Genomic DNA, 20,546 nt, shown 5'->3' on the forward strand with positions numbered 1-20,546 from the left:
CTCGGCTGCCGCACTCGACCTGGGCATGACGCCGTCGGCGGTCAGCCGGCACGTCTCCCGGCTGGAAGCCACGCTCGGCGCCAGCCTGCTGCAGCGGACCACGCGCGCCTTTGCACTGACTGAACTGGGCCAATCGGTCTACGCCGCCTGCGCCCGCATGACCGCGGCAGCGCGCGACGTCACCGCGCTGGCCGGTGAGCACGGCGGCACGCCGCATGGCGTGCTGCGCGTGAGCGCGCCGGTCTCGTTCGGGCAGGCCTGGCTGGCGCCGCGGCTGCCGGCGCTGCTGGCCAGATACCCGGGGCTGGACCTGCAGCTGACGCTGGCCGACCGCATGGTCGACCTGGTCGAAGAAGGGATGGACGTGGCCGTACGCATCGCGCGCGAACTGGCACCCGGGCTGGCCGCGCGCCCGCTGCGCGAGGTGCGCTACCGGCTGGTGGCCTCGCCCGGCTACCTGGCCCGCCACGGCACGCCGGCCACGCCCGCCGACCTGCCCGCCGCACGCTGCCTGTACCTCGGCTACGGCAACTTCGGCGAGCGCTGGGCCATGCGCCACCAGGCCAGCGGCGAGAAAGTGGAGGTGCGCATCCCGCCGCGCCTGACGCTGAACAACAGCCTGGCGATCATGAGCATGGTGGAGCGCGATGCCGGCATCGGGCTGGTGCCGGACTTCTCATTGGGCGATGCGCTGGACCAGGGCCGGGTCGTCACCGTGCTGGCCGACTGGGACATCCTCGAGCCCTACATCGGCACGGCCTACGCGGTCTACACGCCCACCCGGCATGTACCGCCCAAGGTGCGCGCCTTTGTCGATCATCTGGCCGGCACCGCCGGCGACGCGCCGCGCTGACGCCTCAGGCCGCGCAGACCCGGTACACCGCCAGGCTGCCGCGCCAGTTGCCGCCCCAGTTGACGGTCACGCCCTCGTGCATCACCACGCGGTCGATCACGCGCAGGCCGACCTTGGGCGCCAGCGCCTCGAAGTCGCTGATGGTCAGCACGCGCACGTTGGGCGTGTTGTACCACTGGTAGGGCAGCGATTCCGACACCGGCATGCGGCCGCGGAACACCGACAGCCGGTGCGGCCAGTAGCCGAAGTTCGGGAACGACACGATGCACTCGCGCCCCACCCGCAGCGTGTCGCGCAGCACCTGCGCGGTGTTGTGGATGGTCTGCAGCGTCTGCGACAGGATCACGGTGTCGAAGCTCTTGTCCTCGAACAGCGCCAGCCCGCCCTCCAGGTTCTGCTGGATGACATGGACGCCCTTCTGCGCGCACGCCAGCACGCCTTCGTCGCGGATCTCGATGCCGTAGGCCTGCACGTCGAGCTCGTCCTGCAGCACGCGCAACAGGCTGCCGTCGCCGCAGCCCAGGTCGAGCACGGTGGAATGGGGTTCGATCCAGCGCGCGATCGCGCGGAAGTCGGGGCGCAGCGCCAGGATATTGGGATTGGCCAGGGCGTTCATGCGCCGATCTCCTCTGCGATGCGGTCGTAGTAGGCGCGCATCAGGTTGTGATAGCGCGGGTCGTCGAGCAGGAAGGCGTCGTGGCCGTGCGGCGCATCGATCTCGGCGTACGAGACCGGGCGCTTGTTGTCCAGCAGCGCCTTGACCAGCTCGCGGCTGCGGCTGGGCGCGAAGCGCCAGTCGGTGCCGAAGCTCGCCACCAGGAAGCTGGCCTGGGTCTGCGCCATCGCGCGCGTCAGGTCGCCGCCGAAGGCCAGCGCCGGGTCGAAGTAGTCGAGCGCGCGCGTGATCAGCAGGTAGGTGTTGGCGTCGAAGTACTCGGCGAACTTGTCGCCCTGGTAGCGCAGGTAGCTCTCCACCTGGAACTCGACATCGAAGGAGAAGCGGATGTCGTCGGTCTTCAGCTCGCGGCCGAATTTCTCGGCCATGTCCTCGTCCGACAGGTAGGTGATATGGCCGATCATGCGCGCCACGCGCAGGCCGCGCTTGGGCTTGACGCCATGCGCGTAGTAGTTGCCGCCGTGGAAATCAGGGTCCGACAGGATGGCACTGCGCGCGACCTCGTTGAAGGCGATGTTCTGCGCCGACAGCTTGGGCGTGGACGCGACCACAATGCAGTGGCGCAGGCGTTCCGGGTACAGCAGGCTCCAGGCCACCGCCTGCATGCCGCCCAGGCTGCCGCCCATCACCGCGGCGAACTGCGTGATGCCGAACGCGTCGGCCACGAGCGCCTGCGCATTGACCCAGTCCTCCACCGTCACCACCGGGAACGCCGCGCCGTAGGGCGCGCCGGTGGCCGGGTTGAGGCTCATCGGTCCGGTCGAGCCGAAGCATGAGCCCAGGTTGTTGACGCCGATGACGAAAAAGCGATTGGTATCGAGCGGCTTGCCGGGCCCGACCATGTTGTCCCACCAGCCCACGTCGCGCGGGTCTTCCGCATAGACGCCGGCCACATGGTGCGAGGCATTGAGCGCGTGGCACACCAGCACCGCGTTGGAGCGGGCCGCATTGAGCGTGCCATAGGTCTCGACCATCAGGTCGTAGCCGGCAATGGACGAGCCGTTGCGCAGCTTCAGCGGCTCGGCAAAGTGCATGCGCTGCGGCGCAACCACGCCGACCGAATCGGGCGGCAGGTCGAACGCGGCAGGCGCGGCGGTCGGCAGGGCGACATCAGTCATGGAATCCGGCCCGTGGCGAACGGGCATAAAAAAACCCGACCGGCATTTGCGTATGAAGCGTCGCAGCCAAGTCGGGATTCACTGGATTCCTTGCGGGATTCCGCGTGCCGGCGCCATCCACTACCGTGGTGGCATGGGGCGCCGACCCAACCTCTTTAGCCGCATTTATAGTGGCAACCCGGAACTTGGTCCCTTGGCTGCCGCGCGCCCGCAAGCCAGTCATCAAATCGGCGCGACCGGGCAATTATAGAGCAATCGGCCCGGCATGTTGTTTTCAGCCCAGCAAGACCCGCAGATGCGCCTCGGCATAGTGCGACGGCGACTTGCGGAAGCCGCTCTTGGCGTAGCGGTGCCACTGCCCCTGCACCGCCGCCATGATCAGCGCCGCGCGCGCCGGGATGTCGGCGTCCGCCGGGAACGCGGCCTGTGTCACCGCCATCTTCAGGCACTGGCGCAGCGAGGCCTCGATGCGGTCCACCACCTGGTTGATGCGCTCCTGCAGGCGTTCGTGCTCGCCCACCAGCGCCTCGCCGGTCAGCACGCGCGTCATGCCCGGGTTCTTCTCGGCAAACGACAGCAGCATGCGCACGATGGCATGGGCCTGGCGCAGGCCGTGCTCTTCCTTGTCGGTGATCTGGTTGATCAGGCCGAACACGGTCTGCTCGATAAAGCCGATCAGGCCCTCGTACATCTGCGCCTTGCTGGCGAAATGGCGGTACAGCGCCGCCTCGGACACGCTCAGGCGCGCAGCCAGCGCCGCCGTTGTGATCTTCTCCCCGCGCGGGTGCTCCAGCATGGTGGCCAGCGTCTGCAGGATCTGCACGCGGCGCTCGCCCGGGCGCGGGCGCTTGCGCACCTGCGTGGCCGGCGGCTGGCCTCCGTCCTGCGCATCCTGCGCACTGCCTGAAATGACCGCCTCTGGCTCGCGCCCGTTGCTTTGCGTCATGACCCGATTCTCCGCATTCGTCGTTGGAGTTGATGCATCGATTGTACTTTTATGTCCACATAGGCCGGCCGGTTCGGCACGCGGGCGCGCACGCGCCGCACGTTGTCGGGCTGCGCCTGCGGTGCCTGGGTCTCCGCGGCCACCAGCGTCACCGACTGCTCCTGCGCGGCGTGGCCGACATGGCGCCGGTCCTCCGCCTCCAGCGTCGAGCGTACCGCGGCATCGCGCCGGCTGCCGTCATCGCGCACCGCAGGCACCTCATGCGGGCGCGGTGGCGCGATCGTGCGCAGGTAGCCCGTCACCCACGCGGTGCGGATGCCGGTGCCGGCATAGCGCTTGAGGTGCGACACGGTGTCTTCCACCAGCACCGCGCGATGTGGCGCGATGCGGGTCTGCACCAGCAGCCGGCGCAGCATGCGGCGGTCCGGCTTGGGCCGCAGGTGGCCATGCACCCACATCTGCTCGATTGCCACCACGCGCTCGAAGCAATGCCGTATGCCCGCTATCTCCAGCACCGCCCGCGCGTAGTCCTGCGGCGCATTGGTGACCAGGATCTTGCGCCCCGGCAGGCGCCGCAGGTGCGCGGCCAGCCCGCGCCGCACCCGCACCATGTCGGCCAGCGCCGGGAATTCATGCGCGGCGCGCAGGAAATCAGCCGGATCCACGCCGTGGTGCCGGATCATGCCGAGCAGCGTGGCGCCGTAGCGCTGCCAGTAGTCCACGCGCACGCGGCTGGCGGTGGCCTCGTCGCAGCCGAGCACGCGCGCCACGTAGTCGGTCATCAGCCGGTTGATGGCCGGGAAGATCGCGTGCGAGGCGTCGTGCAGGGTGTTGTCGAGATCGAACAGCCAGACCGTATTGCCCGAGGTATTGCCCGCGGGGTGGCGGCAGAGGCGAGCGCGGACACGGCGCGGAGAACGAAGACTGGAAGGCACGCCGGGCAACTCGGAGGGTGATGGGATGTCCGGGGCGGCCGGCCGCTGCCGGCACCGCCCCGAGGCTCCGCTCAGTGCGAGCGGATCATGGTGCCGAAGGCCTGCTCGGTCAGGATTTCCAGCAGCAGCGAATGCTCGATGCGGCCGTCGATGATGTGCACCGAATGCACGCCGCTCTTGGCCGCATCCAGCGCCGACGAAATCTTCGGCAGCATGCCGCCCGAGATGGTGCCGTCGGCGAACAGCTCTTCGATCTCGCGCGCGGACAGGTCGGTCAGCAGGTTGCCCTTCTTGTCCATCACGCCCGGGATGTTGGTCATCATCACCAGCTTCTCGGCCTTCAGGATCTCGGCCATCTTGCCGGCAACCACGTCGGCGTTGATGTTGTAGGCCTGGCCGTCGTCGGAGAAGCCGATCGGCGAGATCACCGGGATAAAGGCGTCGTCCTGCAGCGCCTTGACCACCGCGGGGTTGATCGCCTCGATGTCGCCGACGTAGCCGATATCGATGAACGCCCCCGGGTTCTCGCGGTCGGGCATCTGCAGGCGCTTGGCGCGGATCAGGCCGCCGTCCTTGCCGGTCAGGCCCACGGCCTGGCCGCCGTACTGGTTGATCAGCATCACGATGTCCTGCTGGACTTCACCGCCCAGCACCCACTCGACCACTTCCATGGTCTCTTCGTCGGTGACGCGCATGCCCTGCACGAAGGTGCCGACCTTGCCGACCTTCTTCAGTGCCTCATCGATCTGCGGGCCGCCGCCGTGCACCACCACCGGGTTCATGCCGACCAGCTTGAGCAGGATCACGTCGCGCGCGAAGCCATGCTTGAGCTTCTCTTCGGTCATGGCATTGCCGCCGTACTTGACCACGATGGTCTTGCCGTGGAACTTGCGGATATACGGCAGGGCCTCGGCGAGGATCTCGGCTTTCAGCGCGGGAGCAATGGCGGCCACCGTGGTTGCGGCAGGCCCGGGGTTGTCGGCGTTCATGGGGGACATCCGTGAGAATCAACAGGTATGATGGCTAATCGGCCACGTAGCCAGGGATAACCAACGGGGATCGCCCGAAAGTGCGCCATCCGGCCATGGCAGGCGCCGATTTTACAAGAAACCGCGCGGGGCGCGAGTCAACCGGCCGAACGTGGTCCCGCGAACCGCCTGCAAGCGCCCCACGGGGCACCAACGCGTTCCGTCCACGCAACAACGTGCCGCCACCACTCAGCCGTTTGGCCTGCGCCGCGGCACAGCGTTCCCCATCTTGACCATCATGCCCGCCGCCAGCCGCCTCTTGCCAGCCCGGATCCCCGATTTCCCGCCAGCGCCGGGAGACCTGCCATGAGCGACGCCTCGACCGTGCTGACCGGCCAGCTGCGCCCGGTCGAACATTGCAGCCGCTGCGGCGCGGGCTTTGTCTGCGGCTACGTGGCGGGGCTGCCCGAGTGCTGGTGCGCCAGCCAGCCGCTGCTGCCGGCGCGGCGCATCGTGCCGGGCCAGCACTGCCTGTGTCCGGCCTGCCTGGCAGCGCGCCGGCAAGCGGCTCAGGAACCAGATTCCGCCGCTGGCTGAGGCGCCGGCCCGGGCCCTGCGGCGCTGCCCCACTGCATCACCAGCATCCCCGCCACGATCAGCGCCGCGCCCGCCAGCCGCGCCGGCGTGAGCGCGCGCACCGCAAAGCCGGCCAGCCCGAACTGGTCCACCAGCAGCGCCGCCAGCACCTGGCCCGCCACCACCGCGGCGATAAAACCCGCGGCGCCCAGCTTCGGCGCCATCATCAGCGCGGCCGAAATATAGAACACCCCCAGCACCCCGCCGATCCAGAGCCAGCCAGGCGCACGCGCCAGTGCCGCTGGCGCCGGCAGCGGCACGCGCATCAGCCACAGCACGGGCAACAGCGCCGCCAGGCTGACCAGCAGCGACACCAGCGTGGCCGACAGCGGATGCCCGAGCGTGCGCCCGAGGGTGGCGTTGGCGCCGGCCTGGAAGGGGATCGCCGCGCCGGCCAGCACGGCCGTGCCAAGCGGCAGCCAGAGTGAAACCGGGAGGGAAAACGGCAACTGGGTGCCTGACATGAAGCGCTCCATAGGGCAAGATGCGATGCCAGCAGTTTGAAATATCGCAATGCGAATTTCCAATTCTGCTTTCGTACGTTTATTATTCGCCGAATGAATAGCCTACGCGGAATCGACCTCAACCTGCTGGTGGTGCTCGAAGCACTGCTGGCCGAGCGCCATATCTCCCGCGCCGCGCTGCGGCTGCACCTGAGCCAGCCGGCGGTCAGCCACGCGCTCGGGCGCCTGCGGCAGCTGCTCGACGATCCCATCCTGGTGCGCGGCAAGGGCGGACTGGTGCTGAGCGCGCGCGCCCATGAGCTGTCCGGCCCGCTGGCCGAGGCGCTGGCGCAGGTGCGCATCCTGCTGGGGCCGAGCGGCTTCCAGCCAGCCACCGCGCGGCGCAGCTTCCGCCTGGCCATGTCCGACTACGGCGCGCTGGTGGTGCTGCCGCGGCTGCTGCGCGCGGTGCGCAAGGCCGCGCCCAATATCGACCTGGTGGTGTCGCAGGCCAGCCGCGAAGGCATGACCGCCCAGGTCGCCGATGGCGAGATCGACATGGCGCTGGGCGTGTTCACCCACCAGCCCGAAGGCGTGAAATCCGCGGAGCTGTTCTGCGAGAGCTATGCCTGCGCGGTGGATGCCGCCACCGTGCGCGACACCGGCCGGCTCGACCAGGTGGCCTACCTGGCGCGCTCGCACGTGCTGGTGGCCACGCACAGCGAACGCATGGACGCGATCGACACCGCGGTGGCCAAGCTGGGCGGACGGCGCAAGATCGCCTGCGTGGTGCCGCACTGGAGCGTGGCGCCGGCGCTGATCGCCGGGACCAACCTGGTGCTGACCACGGCGCGGCGCAGCCTGGCCGCGCTGGAAGAGGACCCGCGCTACGCCGTGTTCGCGCCGCCGTTTGCGCTCGACGACTTCACCTTCAGCATGATCTGGCACGAGCGCACCGAAGCCGATCCCGCCCACGCCTGGCTGCGCGAGCGCGTGCTGGCCGCGGCGGCCAGTCAGGAATCGGAAGAGCCGATCAGCTTGCGCGGCTGACGGCGCCCCCCCGGCTTGGCTGGCGCCGGGGGCTGGGCATCACGGCGCTGCGCGGGAACAGCAGGTGGCCTGGCGGGGCGCGTGTCCCCGCGAAAGACCAGCTTCTGCCGGGTGCCGTGCTGCTTGTTGGCCATGATGGCGGGATGGGTGGATGGACGAGGCCGGGCCCCGTCAGGCGCTCAGTGCTTGTGTTCGCCGTGGCCGCCGCTCGCGCCGGCGGCAGCGGGCACCATGTCGCGCACTTCGGCCGTGACCTTCTGCTCGATCACCTTGCCGCCCTGCTCGATCTTCAGCGTGATGGGCACGGTGTCGCCCTTCTTGAGCTGCGACTTCAGGTCCATCAGCATCACGTGGTAGCCGCCCGGCTTCAGCTCGACGTCCTTCATCATTGGCAGGTCCAGCGACTTGACCTGGCGCATGCGCATCACGTTGCCTTCCATCTTCATCTCGTGCAGCTCGGCCGCGGCCACCGGCGACGACACGCCGACCAGCTTCGCGTTGTCGTGCGCGTGCAGCACCATGAAGGCGCCGGAGGCAGTCTGGGTCGGCACCGTGCCGCGCACCCAGGCGTTGCTGACATCGACCTGGGCCAGCGCGGCGCCGGACGCCAGCGCGGCGGCGAGGGCGACCGATGCGGCCAGGGTGGCCGAGCGGAATTTGGCTTGCATGAAAGGCTCTCCTGAAAGCAAACATTAGACCATGGCGATGCCCGCCCGTGCATGCCCCAGGCAACCCCGCCATGCGGCGCACAGCCGGCTAGTCTGGCAGCCCGACCGGCGCGGCGCCAATGCGGCAAGGTGTCGCACGCACCGGTGCCCCGCGGCCGCATTGATACACTCGCGCCATGACCACCGCCGCAGCCGTGACCCGCTTGCCCGACCTCCCCTTCCTGTCGCCACTGCCGGCGGGCACCTCCGCCCGCCATGGCCAGGTGACGCTGCGCCGGCTGTTCTGGCTGCGCTGGGCATTGCTGGCGGGACAGGCGCTGACCGTGCTGAGCTGCGAGCCCATCGCCGGCATCCGCCTGCCCTACGGGCCGCTGCTGGTGGTGTTCGGCCTGCAGGCGCTGTTCAACCTGCTGACCGGCCTGCGCCTGCGCCAGCACACGCGGCGCAACAGCGCCCCCGGCGAGGCCGAGCTGATGGGCCAGCTGCTGGTGGACCTGACCGCGCTGTCGGCCATCCTGTTCTATACCGGCGGCGCGACCAACCCCTTTGTCTCGTTCTACCTGCCGGGGCTGGCCATTGCCGCCGCCATCCTGCCGTGGCGCCAGGTGATCGCGCTGGCGCTGTACGCGCTCGCCTGCTACACGCTGCTGCTGTTCGAATATGTGCCGCTGGACCTGCACAACCCGGACAACGCGGTGAACTACCACCTGGCCGGCATGTGGCTGAACTTCGTCGCCAGCGCGGTGATGATCGCGCTGTTCGTGGCGCGCCTGTCCGGCGTGCTGCGCCAGCGCGAGGCGCAGCTGAACCTGGCACGCGAGCAGCTGCTGCGCGAGGCGCGCGTGGAAGACCTGAACGGCCAGGCCGCCGCGGTCGCGCATGAGATCGGCACGCCGCTGGCCACGCTGGCGGTCATCGCCGGCGAGCTGCGTGCCGATGCCTCCGACGCGGGCCGCGGCACCTCCGCAATCAACAGCTACCTGCCCGACCTGCAGACCATGGAGCAGCAGCTGGCGCTGTGCCGCACCACGCTCGCGCGCCTGCGCGAAGACCCGGCCACGCTGGCGCCGCAGCGCATCGACGGCTGGCTGCCGGCCTTTGCCGAGCGCTGGCAGCTGCGCCACCCCAACGCCAGCCTGCAGGCCAGCGCCACGCCGGGCGCCGGCGCGCAGGCGGTGGAAACCGCGCGCGTGGGCCAGATCCTGACCATCCTGCTGGATAACGCCGCGCGCAGCCAGCAAGCCGCCGGCCGCGGCCAGGAGCCGCTGCAGCTGCAGATCGCCATGGCGCCCGGCAATACCGCGCCGTGGCTGTCGTTCCGCATCGCCGACCACGGCGACGGCATTCCCGAGATGCTGCGCGGCCAACTGGGCGAAACCCCGGTGGCCAGCCAGCACGGCGGCCAGGGCATCGGCCTGTACCTGGCGCAAAGCGCCGCCCGGCAGATGGGCGGCGAGCTGGCCTGGCATGACCGCGCCGGCGGCGGCACCGTTGCCGAGTTGCGCCTGCCCGCGCTGTCCACCCTTTCCGCATCCGCCGCCGCCACGGCACCACGAACCCCATGACCGACACCCTCACCCCGGTACCCGAAGCCACCGCACCGGCTGGCACGCCCTTCCTGGTCATCGACGACGACGAAGTCTTTGCCGGCACCCTGGCCCGCGCGCTCACGCGACGCGGCTATGCCGTGCAGGTGGCGCACGACGGCCGCACCGCACTGGCGCTGGCATCACGCATCGAGTTTGCCTATGTCACGCTGGACCTGCACCTGGAGCCGCCGCCGGACGCCGGCAGCACCGTGCCCGCCGAATCGGGGCTGCAGCTGGTGTCGCCGCTGCGCCAGGCGTTGCCGGACGCACGCATCCTGATCCTGACCGGCTACGCCAGCATCGCCACCGCGGTGGCGGCGGTCAAGCAAGGCGCGGACGAATACCTGGCCAAGCCGGCCAATGTCGATTCGATCCTGACCGCGCTGATGGCGGGCGTGTCCGAAGATGCGGCGCAGGCCGCGCTGGAAGAGCCGGTGCCGCTGTCGGTGGCGCGGCTGGAATGGGAGCATATCCAGCGCGTGCTGGCCGAGCATGACGGCAATATCTCCGCCACGGCACGGGCGCTGAACATGCACCGGCGCACCTTGCAGCGCAAGCTGGGCAAGCGGCCGGTGTCGCGGTAATTGCCGCGGCGATAAGCGAAAAGGCCGCGCCTGTGCGCGGCCTTTCACATGCCCAATGGCAAGCGCCGTCCAGGTTACAGCCGCAGCTGGACATAGTCCCAGTCCAGGCCCTCGGCGCTGTCCTGTGGCGTGCTGCCTTGTGCGATGCGCATGGCGTCGCCGGCATGGCGGTCTGCCAGCGTGAACAGCGCGCCCGAGTCCAGCGCCAGCGCCGCCGCCGCGGCAGCGGCCGCACCGACCGTGCCCGATTGCGCGGCTTCGGCAGCCGGAATGGCCGGACGCACACACAGGAACGCGGTTGCCGCTGCCAGTGCGGCCAGCAGTCCGCCCGTGGCGAGCACTACGCGCCGGGTCTTGTAGTTGACCATCTGATTTCTCCTGCCAGTGAGTTGATGGGGATGCGGTGGCTCCCGCACCGGTCAATCGACCGTCAAGGTGCGCAAGGGTCGCATCGGCCGGCAGGGGCGCGCCAGCGGGCTTACCAATGCTTACGATGGTTACCGGTGTGGCAGGTGGAAACGCATGGACATGAAATACGTCCCGTGCGGGGATGGGCATGTGAGGCCTTCGCGCACGGTGGCTTTGGGCTTGGTGCCACTACGGTTGGGTGTCGCGCTTGGCACCCATCCAAAAATCACGAGCTCCCGAATACCCACAAAAAAGGCGCACCATGGTGCGCCTTGCATCGTATCCCGGCCCCTTTACAGGACGTAACGCGACAGATCCTCGTTCCCGGCCAGATCCCCAAGCCGCTCGTCAACATATGCCGCATCGATCGTCACAGTCTCGCCCGACGACCTGGTGGCGTGGAAAGACAGGTCCTCCAGCAGCCGCTCCATCACCGTGTACAGGCGCCGCGCGCCGATGTTCTCGACCTTCTCGTTGACCGAGAAGGCGATCTCGGCCAGCCGGCGGATACCGTCCGGCGCGAACACCAGGTTGACCTCTTCGGTGTTCAGCAGCGCCTGGTACTGCTTGGTCAGGCTGGCATCGGTCTGCGTCAGGATCGCCTCGAAGTCCTGCACGGACAGCGACTCCAGCTCGACCCGGATCGGGAAGCGGCCCTGCAGCTCGGGAATCAGGTCGCTCGGCTTGGACAGATGGAACGCGCCCGAAGCAATGAACAGGATGTGGTCCGTCTTGATCATGCCGTACTTGGTGTTCACCGTGGTGCCTTCCACCAGCGGCAGCAGGTCGCGCTGCACGCCCTGGCGCGACACCTCGCCGCCGCCGACATCGCTGCGGCTGGCGATCTTGTCGATCTCGTCCAGGAACACGATGCCGTTTTGCTCGACATTGGCAATGGCCTTGTGCTTGAGCTCCTCGTCATTGACGAGCTTGGCGGCCTCTTCGTCGATCAGCAGCTTGAAGGCTTCCTTGACCTTCATCTTGCGGCGCGCCTTCTTGCCCTGGCCCAGCCCGGCAAACATGGTGCGGATCTGCTCGGTCATGTCTTCCATGCCCGGCGGGCCCATGATGTCCATGCTCGGCATGCCGGCGGAGAGTTCTAGCTCGATTTCCTTGTCGTCGAGCGAGCCTTCGCGCAGCTTCTTGCGGAACACCTGGCGCGTGTTGGAATCCTTCTCTTCCGGCTGCGCGAAGCCGATATCGCGCGCCGGCGGCAGCAGCACGTCGAGCAGGCGGTCCTCGGCCGCGTCCTCGGCCTTGGTGCGCACCTTCTTCATCTCGGACTCGCGCGTCTGCTTGATCGCCATCTCGGCCAGGTCGCGCACGATGGTGTCGACATCGCGGCCGACATAGCCCACCTCGGTGAACTTGGTGGCCTCGATCTTGATGAAGGGCGCGTCGGCCAGCTTGGCCAGGCGGCGCGCGATCTCGGTCTTGCCGACCCCGGTCGGGCCGATCATCAGGATGTTCTTGGGAGTGATTTCCTGGCGCAGGGGCTCGGCCACCTGCTGGCGGCGCCAGCGGTTGCGCAGCGCCACCGCCACGGCCTTCTTGGCCTTGTTCTGGCCGATGATGTGCTTGTCGAGTTCGGAAACGATTTCCGACGGGGTCATGGTGTGCGACATGGTATCCGTTCAGTGGGGGCGCGCCGGCCTGCGCGGTGGCCGGCCTGCGCTTATTCCAGCGTCTCGATGACGAAGTTGGTGTTGGTGTAGATGCAGAGCTCGCCGGCAATGGTCAGCGCCTTCTCGACCACGTCCTTGGGGGCCATTTCGGTGTTCTCGACCAGCGCCTTGGCGGCAGACTGCGCGTACGCGCCGCCCGAGCCGATCGCGGCGATGCCGCCCTCGGGGTCGAGCACGTCGCCGTTGCCGGTGATGACCAGCGTGGTGTCGCGGTCGGCGGTGATCAGCATGGCTTCCAGCCGGCGCAGGGCGCGGTCCGAACGCCAGTCCTTGGCCAGGTCGACCGCGGCACGGGTCAGGTTGCCCTGGTACTTTTCCAGCTTGGCCTCGAAGCGGTCCAGCAGCGAGAAGGCGTCGGCGGTGCTGCCGGCAAACCCGACCAGGACCTTGCCGTTGTAGATGCGGCGCACCTTGCGCGCGGTGCCCTTCATCACGATATTGCCGAGCGTGACCTGACCATCACCGCCGAGTGCGACCTGATTGCCGCGGCGGACGCTGACGATGGTAGTGCCGTGATACTGTTCCATGGTGGCTTCCGTGAATATGTCAGGACCGTAGTTGGCGACGCCCCCGGCCGGTTTCAAGGCCTGTGGCGTGCTTCGGGAAGCGCCGCCCGGTCTGACCCAATATAGGATGCCTGCCGGCAGGCTGCCGGACGCCCCGCCAGAAAACAAGAAGGGCCATGCGTTGCCGCATGGCCCTTGTCCGGCACGCGCGGGCCAGGGCCCGCGCGCCTTATGTATCACACCGCCTGATCAGTCGGCGTATACGCCGGCCTTCCTGATCACCGGCGTCCACTTGTTGATTTCGGCGCTCAGGTAGTTGCGCAGAGAATCCGGCGTGGCGCGCTGCGCCGACACCGCTTCGGCGCCCAGCTCGGCCATCTTGGCGCGGAAAGCCGGGTCGGCCACGGCCTTCTGCAGCGCCGCCGACAGCTTGTCGATCACCGGCTTGGGCGTGCCCTTGGGCGCGTACATGGCGTGCCAGACCTTCACTTCCACGCCCGGCATGCCCTGCTCGGCCGCGGTCGGGACATCCTTGAACGCTTCCACGCGGCGTGCCTGCATGGCCGCGTACGGCTTGACCGAGTGGGCCTTGAGATGGCCGGCAAGATTGGTGGTCTGGTCGCACAGCAGGTTGACCTGGCCGCCCAGGATATCGGTCAGTGCCGGCGCAGCGCCCTTGTACGGCACGGTGGTCAGCTCGGTCTGGATCGCGCTCTGGAACAGCAGGCCGCACAGGTGCGAGGCCGAGCCGATGCCGGCATTGGCCAGCGACAGCTTGCCGGCGTTGGCCTTGATGTACGGCAGCAGGTCCTTGAAGGTGTTCGGCGGCAGCTGCTTGTTGCCGACCAGGATCATCGGCACGTCGGCGATTTCGCCAATCATCTCGAAGTCCTTGAGCGGATCGAAGCCCAGGTTGCGGTACAGCGCCGGGGCCGTGGCCATGCCGATATGGTGGATCAGCAGGGTGTGGCCGTCGTTCTTGGCCTGGGCCACCTTCTTGGCGCCGATGGTGCCGCCGGCGCCGCCCAGGTTTTCGATCACGATGGTCGTGCCCAGGTGCTTGGACATGATCGCGGTCAGTTCGCGCGAGACCTTGTCGGTCGGGCCGCCCGCAGAGAACGGCACCACCGCCGACACCGGCTTGCCGCCCGGGAATTCCTGCGCGTACGCGCCCGTCGCCACACCCAGCGCACTGACTGCCAGCGCGCCCGCGACCATCTTTACCACTCGTTTCATGCTCTCTTCTCCTGGTTCCCTTCAATACCCGTCTTGCAATGCGTTGCCGCCGGCCCGGCCCCTGCTTGTGCGGGGCGCATCTGGCGCGGTCGCTGTGGCCGCGCTCTTGGACCATGCCGGCTGGCTCGGCTGCCCTGCCGTAAACGGCAAGGGCGGGCCTTGATGTTAGCAACTACAGACAATATGCAGGTATAGGGGCTAACCCGCCTGCAATCAGCCGCATATGGCGGGAAATGGGAAAGATATGGCAGAGATCGGATGCAAAGGCATGTGTTTGTGACACCCGGTGCGGCCTAACGGAAGAAACCGAGCATTTCCTCAAGCAGCGGTTCGGCGGCCTCTTCCGGGATGTAGTGCCCGCACGGCAGCGCCTGGCCGCTGATGTCGGTGGCCACCTCCTGCCACAGCGCCAGCGGCTCGAAGCAGCGCGCCACCACGCCGTGCTCGCCCCACAGCACGCGCAGCGGCAGCGCCAGCCGGCGCCCGGCCTCGCGGTCGGCACGGTCGTGCTCCAGGTCGATGGTGGCGGCGGCGCGGTAGTCCTCGCACATGGCATGCACGCGCGCCGGGTCGCGCATCGCCGCGGTGTAGGCAGCCATGGCATCGGGGGCGAAGGGCGTCAGGCCCGCGTGGCGCAGGCCCATCAGCTTCTCGATGTAGAAATCGGGCTCGGCGTTGATCAGCGTCTCGGGGAACGGCGCCGGCTGGATCAGGAAGAACCAGTGCCAGTAGGCGGCGGCAAAGGCCATGCTGGTGCGCTCGTACATCGCCAGCGTGGGCGCGATGTCCAGCAGCATGGCGCGGCTGACCGCGTCCGGATGGTCCATGCACAGCCGGTGCGCGACGCGGGCACCGCGGTCGTGGCCGCACAGCGCAAAGCGCTCGAAACCGAATGCCGTCATCAGCGACACCTGGTCCTGCGCCATGGTGCGCTTGCTGTAGTGCTCGTGGCCGGCATTGCCGGGCGGGGCCGAGCTGCTGCCGTAGCCGCGCAGGTCGGTGGCGATCACCGTGAAGTGATCGGCCAGCGCCGGCGCCACCCGGTGCCAGATCAGGTGGCTCTGCGGGTGCCCGTGCAACAGCAGCAGCGGCGGTCCCGAACCGCCGCGCACGCCGGCGATCTCGACCTCGCCGACACGCTGCCGGAAGGGTTCGAAGTTCGGGAACAGCAGCGCGCTGGCGTCATTCAGCATGGGTCGTCTCCGCTTCTAAGGGTCGTCCTGTGCCGATCATAGGCGCAAACCGCCTCATCGGCGTGGCTGCGCCGGCTTCGCCATTCGGCCCGCTGACGCAACTGAATTGCATCAACCGGGGGCCTATGGTTAAATCCGCCCATGACCCGTCCCAGTCCGGACCGGCCGGCCGCTGTGCCGGAACCGGCGATCCCCACCCCTGAGTCCCTGGAAGCCGCCCACGAGCGCCTGCGCCAACTGGGCGCGCGCGTGACCCAGCCGCGGCTGTGCATCCTGGCCTGCCTGATCGGCAGCGAAGAGGCGCTGACGCACCAGGCCGTGATCGACCGCCTGCCCGAACCGGGCGAGACCATAGACCGCGTCACCGTCTACCGCGTGCTGGACTGGCTGGTGGAACAGGGCGTGGCGCAGAAGCGTGCCGGCAACGACCGCGTGTTCCGCTTCAGCCTGGTCGAACACGAGGCCGCGCGCGCGCAGGAGCACCGCCAGCACAGCCATTTCCACTGCACCCGCTGCGACCGCACCTTCTGCCTGGACGATGCCAGCGCACCGGTGCAGCCGGCCGCGCCGCGCGTGCCCAGCGGCTTTGCCATCGAACATGTCGAACTGACCGTGAACGGCGTCTGCGCCGAGTGCGGCAAGCGTGCGCCCGCCTCGCCAGGCGGCGCTTCGCACTGAACGGCAATCTCTCATACCCGGAGAACAACAATGTCCAAACTGACCCCGGTCACGATCCTGACCGGCTTTCTCGGCAGCGGCAAGACCACCCTGCTCAAGCGCATCCTGAACGAGCAGCACGGCATGAAGATCGCCGTGATCGAGAACGAGTTCGGCGAAGAGAACATCGACAACGAGATCCTGGTGCAGGACGGCCGCGAGCAGATCGTGCAGATGAGCAACGGCTGCATCTGCTGCACCATCCGCGGCGACCTGGTGCAGGCGCTGTCGACGCTGCTGACGCGCCGCGACGCCGGCGAGATCGACTTCGACCGCGTGGTGATCGAGACCACGGGCGTGGCCAACCCGGGCCCGGTGGCGCAGACCTTCTTCATGGACGAGGAAATCGCCTCGCGCTACCTGCTCGACGCGGTGATCACGCTGGTCGACGCCAAGCATGCCCACCTGCAGCTGGACAAGCAGGAAGAGGCGCAGCGCCAGGTTGGCTTTGCCGACGCCATCTTCATCACCAAGTCCGACCTGGTGACCGAAGCCGACGTGGCCGAACTGCGCCACCGCCTGCTGCACATGAACCCGCGCGCGCCGATCCGCCTGGTCAACTTCGGCGAGGCGCCGATCGACACCATCTTCGACCTGCGCGGCTTCAACCTGAACGCCAAGCTGGAGATCGACCCGGAATTCCTGCGCGCCGACGACCATGACCACGATCATGACCATGAGCATGGCGAGCATTGCGGCGACGACTGCGGCCATGACCACGGGAACGACCATGCGCACGGCCATGGCCACGCGCACGACCACCACCATCACCACCACCATACCGACCGCATTGCGTCGTTCGTCTTCCGCAGCGACAAGCCCTTCCACTACGGCAAGCTGGAGGAATTCCTGTCCGGCATCCTGGCCGTATACGGGGAAAAACTGCTGCGCTACAAGGGCGTACTATATATGGACGGTGTGGACCGCAAGGTGGTGTTCCAGGGGGTCCACCAGCTGATGGGCAGCGACATCGGCGCCAAGTGGGAGGAAGAGACCCCGGGCACGCGCATGGTGTTCATCGGCGTGGACCTGCCCCGCGACGCCATCCTCAAGGGCCTGGAGAACTGCCTGGCCTGAGTGCACCAGTCGCCCCATCGGCGACGCCCCCTCGAACCCCGCTCCGCGGCCGCCCCCCGTTCGGGGTACCGGGGAAATACCGAAGCGCCAGCCGGTTTTCCCCGTATCTCGGAAAAATTTGTTCAAGTACAATAGGCCGGATTTGATACCGGTGGCGCACCTTTTTCCCGCTGCCGGCATTTGGTCCATCGGATCTGGTGGACTTGCAGGGCGGCGGTTGTCGTCAGCATGAGGCAGGCCGCCGGCAGGTGCGGTCGCAGTGCTTCGTGCGGAGACCGCCTTTTTCCGCCTGGGGTGCCCCGACGCGCGCCGTCACTGACTGACGCGAGAGAGAGGTGTCCCCATGACAGCCGCAACGAAGACCAAAGAAAGCCGCAGCAAGACTGGTACTGCAGCGGCAGAGACGCTCAAGGCGCAGCCTGTGAAGGCCGCGCCCGCTCCCCGCGGCAGTACGGCGAACGCCGAAGCGGGCGCAACGAAGGGAGGCCCGCGAAGCAGCAAGACTGCAGCCAGCCAGAGTGAAACAGCCGTGGCGCGCAAGCGCGCGGACAGCGCACCCGAGCGGACCCAGACGCCGCCGGCCGCATCAACAAGAGAATCAGCAGCAACCATGAGCAGCAACAAACTTCTGACTGAAGCTGAAATCCTGAAGATGAGCGACAAGGATTACATGAACGAAGCGCAGCTCGCCTTCTTCAAGCACCGTCTTGAGCAGCTGCGCGACGAAATCCTGAAGAACGCTGACCAGACCACGGAACACCTGCGCGAAACGGTCATCGTGCCGGATCCGGCCGACCGTGCCACCATCGAGGAAGAGCATGCGCTGGAACTGCGCACGCGCGACCGCGAGCGCAAGCTGCTGAAGAAGGTGGAGCAGTCGCTGCAACGCATCGAGTCCGGCGACTATGGCTGGTGCGAGGAAACCGGCGAGCCGATCGGCGTGCCGCGCCTGCTGGCCCGTCCCACCGCCACGCTGTCGCTGGAAGCGCAGCAACGCCGCGAACTGCGCCAGAAGCTGTTCGGCGACTGATACGCCACGCGCCGGCACGGCCGGTGCGGCAGGCGTAACGTGACGGCCCGGTTACCCGGGCCGTTTGCTTTGGCGGGCCGCGTCCGCCTTGTCGTGCCGTCGCCACGGCCTACCATTGAGAATCATCCGGCTGTTGCCGCCCCGGCCTTTCTGGTAAATTCGCAACCTTGTTGCAACAACGCGCCCCTCGCCTGGGCTGCGTAGTCCCTCGTCACTTCCACCTCTCCTGCCATGGCTGATCGCCTGCCCGTCACCGTGCTGTCCGGCTTCCCCGGCGCCGGCAAGACCACGCTGCTGAACCACCTGCTTGCGCACAGCGCGGGCCGGCGCCTGGCCGTGCTGGTCTGCGGGCCGCAGCATGGGCAGGCGCCGGCGCCGCTGCCGCCCGGTTGCGAGGCCACGGTGCTGCCCGCGGGCGACGCCCTGCTCGGCGAAGCCGCCCGGCTTGCCGCCGAGCGCCGCTTTGACGCGCTGCTGATCGAAGCCGACGGCCTGGACGAGCCGCTCGCGATTGCCGAAGGCTTCCTGTTCGAGGCCGAGCATGGCGCCGGGCCCGACGCGGCGGTGCAACCCGACACGCTGGTGACGGTGATCGATGCCGCCACCTTCCTGCGCGACCTCAACGAGGCCGAGTTCCTGGCCGACCGCGGGCTGGCGCAGGCCACGGACGATGACCGGACCGTGGCTGAAGTGCTGGTGGCGCAGGTCGAATGCTGCGACGTGATCGTGCTGAACAAGGCCGACCTCGCCAGCGCGGCTGAACTGGCGCGGCTGCACGCCGTGCTGCAGGCGCTGAACCCGCGTGCCGACATCGTCGAAGCCAGCTTCGGCAAGGTCGCGCCCGAGCGCGTGCAAGGCACCGGCCGCTTCGACTTTGAAGCCGCCGCGGACGCACCGGGCTGGCTCGCCGCGCTGCGCGGCGAGTTGCCGGCTGCCGACGCCAGCGGCGTCTCCACGCTGGTCTACCGCCGCCGCCGCCCGTTCCACCCGCAGCGCTTCGCCGACCTGATCCATACCGAATGGCTGCGCGAGCACGGCAGCGTGCTGCGCTCCAGGGGCCTGTTCTGGCTGGCCAGCCGCATGGATACGGCGGGCGACTGGAACCAGTCCGGCGGCGTCTGCCGCCATGGCGGCGCCGGCGCCTGGTGGGCCGCGCTGGATCCGGCGGAATGGCCGGCCGACAGCGCCGAACGCGCCGAAGTCGAAGCCGACATGCAGGTCGATGGTGCCCCGGCAGCCTTCGGCGACCGCCGCCAGGAACTGGTGCTGACCGGCCTGGACCTGGACCATGCGGCGCTGCAGGCCCGGCTCGACGCCTGCCTGCTGACCGATGCCGAGATGGCCGCGGGCGCGGAAGCCTGGGCGGGCTATGCGGATCCCTTCCCCGCCTGGGTCGACGACTTCGACGACGACCACGATCATGACCATGGCGATGGCCATGGCGATGATTGCGGCTGCGGCGATCCCGACCACCACCACGGCAACCACGCCGGCCATCCGCATGCGCACTGACTGGTTCGCCCGCCTGCGCGCGCATGGCCCGGGCCTCTGGTCCGCGCTGTGGCTGGCGCTATGCCTGCTGCTGGCGCAGCACGCCGGGCTGACCCACCGCATCGTGCATGGCGGCCTGCTTGCGCCGTCGGCCTCCGTGACAACGGCCGACGCCGCCTCGGCCAACGACCCCGAGCCGCACCCGCTGGCGCAGAAATTCAGCGGCCACTCGTGCGTGCTGTTCGATGGCGCCACGGTTGCCGACACCCTGTGCGGCAAGCTGCCGCTGCCGCAGCTTGCCTTTGGCAAGCCGGTCAAGCCGGCCAACCTGGCCTGGCGCTGGCCCGACCTGCCCGCCACCCACCCCTTCCAATCGCGCGCGCCGCCGGCGCCGGCCATCGCCCTCGCCTGATCCGGGAAGCGGCCCTCGCCGCGCACCCGGCCTGACCAATTCCGAGCTGAACGCCTGCCCATTGCGGCTGCGCGGCCACGCCCATCGCGGGTGGCCGGCGCGGTGCCGGGCAGCTGCCGTGCCAGCCGGGCCGATTGCCATTGCCTCGCTCCGCGCGCCATGTCGAAGAATCGTTACACCGTACCAACCAGCGCACCGCGCCTGACCCCGCTGGCGGCCCTTGCCGCTTCCCTCACCGCCACCATGGCCACCGCCTTCGTCGCGCCCGCCGCGCTGGCACAGGCCACGGCACCTGCCGCCGACAGCGCACCCGCCACCGCCACCG

22 protein-coding genes are annotated in these 20,546 nt (G+C 68.5%); 10 read left to right on the forward strand and 12 right to left on the reverse strand.

Features of this window, described 5'->3' with window-relative positions:
- The coding region (locus AC3WON_RS23860) for a LysR family transcriptional regulator (RefSeq protein WP_492352870.1) at positions 1-853 on the forward strand (853 nt) is incomplete at its 5' end.
- A gap of 4 nt (positions 854-857) precedes the next feature.
- Here the strand turns inward: AC3WON_RS23860 and metW are convergent.
- The 5 genes from metW to argB all read right to left on the reverse strand — a co-directional run bounded on the left by metW (position 858) and on the right by argB (position 5,517).
- Positions 858-1,469 carry a methionine biosynthesis protein MetW gene (gene metW / locus AC3WON_RS23865; RefSeq protein WP_010813300.1) on the reverse strand — a complete coding sequence of 204 codons (612 nt, stop codon included), beginning with the start codon at positions 1,467-1,469 and terminating at the stop codon, positions 858-860.
- Positions 1,466-2,647 carry a homoserine O-succinyltransferase MetX gene (gene metX, locus AC3WON_RS23870; RefSeq protein ID WP_011614402.1) on the reverse strand — a complete coding sequence of 394 codons (1,182 nt, stop codon included), beginning with the start codon at positions 2,645-2,647 and terminating at the stop codon, positions 1,466-1,468. The genes metW and metX overlap by 4 nt, the downstream gene beginning before the upstream one ends.
- A gap of 274 nt (positions 2,648-2,921) precedes the next feature.
- Entirely contained in the window at positions 2,922-3,593 is a 672-nt protein-coding gene (slmA, locus tag AC3WON_RS23875) for a nucleoid occlusion factor SlmA (protein WP_492321154.1), read from the reverse strand.
- Entirely contained in the window at positions 3,590-4,528 is a 939-nt protein-coding gene (locus AC3WON_RS23880; protein ID WP_492321153.1) for a pyrimidine 5'-nucleotidase, read from the reverse strand. Before AC3WON_RS23880 ends, slmA begins: the two co-directional genes overlap by 4 nt.
- 71 nt (positions 4,529-4,599) lie before the next feature.
- On the reverse strand, positions 4,600-5,517 hold the full coding sequence (argB, locus tag AC3WON_RS23885; protein ID WP_010813296.1) for an acetylglutamate kinase: 918 nt from the start codon (positions 5,515-5,517) through the stop codon (positions 4,600-4,602).
- Between the two features lie 345 nt (positions 5,518-5,862).
- Here argB and AC3WON_RS23890 point away from each other — a divergent pair, with 345 nt between their 5' ends.
- Positions 5,863-6,093: a cysteine-rich CWC family protein gene (locus AC3WON_RS23890; RefSeq protein WP_492321152.1), complete on the forward strand. Its 231-nt coding sequence runs from the start codon at positions 5,863-5,865 to the stop codon at positions 6,091-6,093.
- Here AC3WON_RS23890 and AC3WON_RS23895 read toward each other — a convergent pair.
- Positions 6,066-6,596, reverse strand: a complete 531-nt coding sequence (locus AC3WON_RS23895) for a DMT family transporter (RefSeq protein ID WP_492321151.1) — start codon at positions 6,594-6,596, stop codon at positions 6,066-6,068. The genes AC3WON_RS23890 and AC3WON_RS23895 overlap by 28 nt on opposite strands.
- A gap of 93 nt (positions 6,597-6,689) precedes the next feature.
- On the opposite strand from AC3WON_RS23895, the gene AC3WON_RS23900 reads away from it, so the two are divergent.
- Complete coding sequence (locus tag AC3WON_RS23900; RefSeq protein ID WP_492321150.1) at positions 6,690-7,625, forward strand: LysR family transcriptional regulator; 936 nt, start codon at positions 6,690-6,692, stop codon at positions 7,623-7,625.
- A 179-nt stretch (positions 7,626-7,804) separates the two neighbouring features.
- Here the strand turns inward: AC3WON_RS23900 and AC3WON_RS23905 are convergent, their stop codons facing one another.
- Positions 7,805-8,293 (reverse strand): copper chaperone PCu(A)C, encoded by a 489-nt coding sequence (locus tag AC3WON_RS23905; protein ID WP_492320730.1) that lies wholly within the window; start codon positions 8,291-8,293, stop codon positions 7,805-7,807.
- Positions 8,294-8,469: 176 nt separating this feature from the next.
- On the opposite strand from AC3WON_RS23905, the gene AC3WON_RS23910 reads away from it, so the two are divergent.
- Both AC3WON_RS23910 and AC3WON_RS23915 read left to right on the forward strand, forming a co-directional pair.
- Positions 8,470-9,858, forward strand: coding sequence for an ATP-binding protein (locus AC3WON_RS23910; RefSeq protein WP_492320731.1), 1,389 nt, complete (start codon positions 8,470-8,472; stop codon positions 9,856-9,858).
- The gene (locus AC3WON_RS23915; protein WP_011614398.1) at positions 9,855-10,466 is read left to right on the forward strand and encodes a response regulator transcription factor; all 612 of its coding nucleotides are present in this window, start codon (positions 9,855-9,857) and stop codon (positions 10,464-10,466) included. The genes AC3WON_RS23910 and AC3WON_RS23915 overlap by 4 nt, the downstream gene beginning before the upstream one ends.
- 74 nt (positions 10,467-10,540) lie before the next feature.
- Here the strand turns inward: AC3WON_RS23915 and AC3WON_RS23920 are convergent, their stop codons facing one another.
- From AC3WON_RS23920 to AC3WON_RS23940, 5 genes are all read right to left on the reverse strand, one after another.
- Positions 10,541-10,834: a hypothetical protein gene (locus tag AC3WON_RS23920; RefSeq protein ID WP_436220631.1), complete on the reverse strand. Its 294-nt coding sequence runs from the start codon at positions 10,832-10,834 to the stop codon at positions 10,541-10,543.
- A gap of 333 nt (positions 10,835-11,167) precedes the next feature.
- Entirely contained in the window at positions 11,168-12,499 is a 1,332-nt protein-coding gene (gene hslU, locus AC3WON_RS23925) for an ATP-dependent protease ATPase subunit HslU (RefSeq protein ID WP_492320732.1), read from the reverse strand.
- Between the two features lie 50 nt (positions 12,500-12,549).
- Positions 12,550-13,086: an ATP-dependent protease subunit HslV gene (gene hslV, locus AC3WON_RS23930; protein WP_010813287.1), complete on the reverse strand. Its 537-nt coding sequence runs from the start codon at positions 13,084-13,086 to the stop codon at positions 12,550-12,552.
- A gap of 228 nt (positions 13,087-13,314) precedes the next feature.
- Complete coding sequence (locus tag AC3WON_RS23935) at positions 13,315-14,301, reverse strand: tripartite tricarboxylate transporter substrate-binding protein (RefSeq protein ID WP_492320733.1); 987 nt, start codon at positions 14,299-14,301, stop codon at positions 13,315-13,317.
- Positions 14,302-14,594: 293 nt separating this feature from the next.
- On the reverse strand, positions 14,595-15,494 hold the full coding sequence (locus tag AC3WON_RS23940; RefSeq protein ID WP_010813285.1) for an alpha/beta fold hydrolase: 900 nt from the start codon (positions 15,492-15,494) through the stop codon (positions 14,595-14,597).
- 141 nt (positions 15,495-15,635) lie between these two features.
- Between AC3WON_RS23940 and AC3WON_RS23945 the strand changes: the two genes are divergently transcribed.
- The 5 genes from AC3WON_RS23945 (at position 15,636) to AC3WON_RS23965 (ending at position 20,221) form a co-directional block, all read left to right on the forward strand.
- Positions 15,636-16,172 (forward strand): Fur family transcriptional regulator, encoded by a 537-nt coding sequence (locus tag AC3WON_RS23945; protein WP_492320734.1) that lies wholly within the window; start codon positions 15,636-15,638, stop codon positions 16,170-16,172.
- A gap of 30 nt (positions 16,173-16,202) precedes the next feature.
- Positions 16,203-17,288, forward strand: coding sequence for a CobW family GTP-binding protein (locus tag AC3WON_RS23950; RefSeq protein WP_492352871.1), 1,086 nt, complete (start codon positions 16,203-16,205; stop codon positions 17,286-17,288).
- Between the two features lie 610 nt (positions 17,289-17,898).
- Positions 17,899-18,318 (forward strand): RNA polymerase-binding protein DksA, encoded by a 420-nt coding sequence (gene dksA, locus AC3WON_RS23955; RefSeq protein ID WP_010813282.1) that lies wholly within the window; start codon positions 17,899-17,901, stop codon positions 18,316-18,318.
- Positions 18,319-18,549: 231 nt separating this feature from the next.
- Positions 18,550-19,830, forward strand: a complete 1,281-nt coding sequence (locus AC3WON_RS23960; protein WP_492352872.1) for a GTP-binding protein — start codon at positions 18,550-18,552, stop codon at positions 19,828-19,830.
- Positions 19,763-20,221 carry a hypothetical protein gene (locus AC3WON_RS23965; RefSeq protein ID WP_492320816.1) on the forward strand — a complete coding sequence of 153 codons (459 nt, stop codon included), beginning with the start codon at positions 19,763-19,765 and terminating at the stop codon, positions 20,219-20,221. Before AC3WON_RS23960 ends, AC3WON_RS23965 begins: the two co-directional genes overlap by 68 nt.
- Positions 20,222-20,546 lie beyond the last annotated feature (325 nt).

It is taken from the genome of Cupriavidus sp. FW305-46 (genome assembly GCF_058787075.1).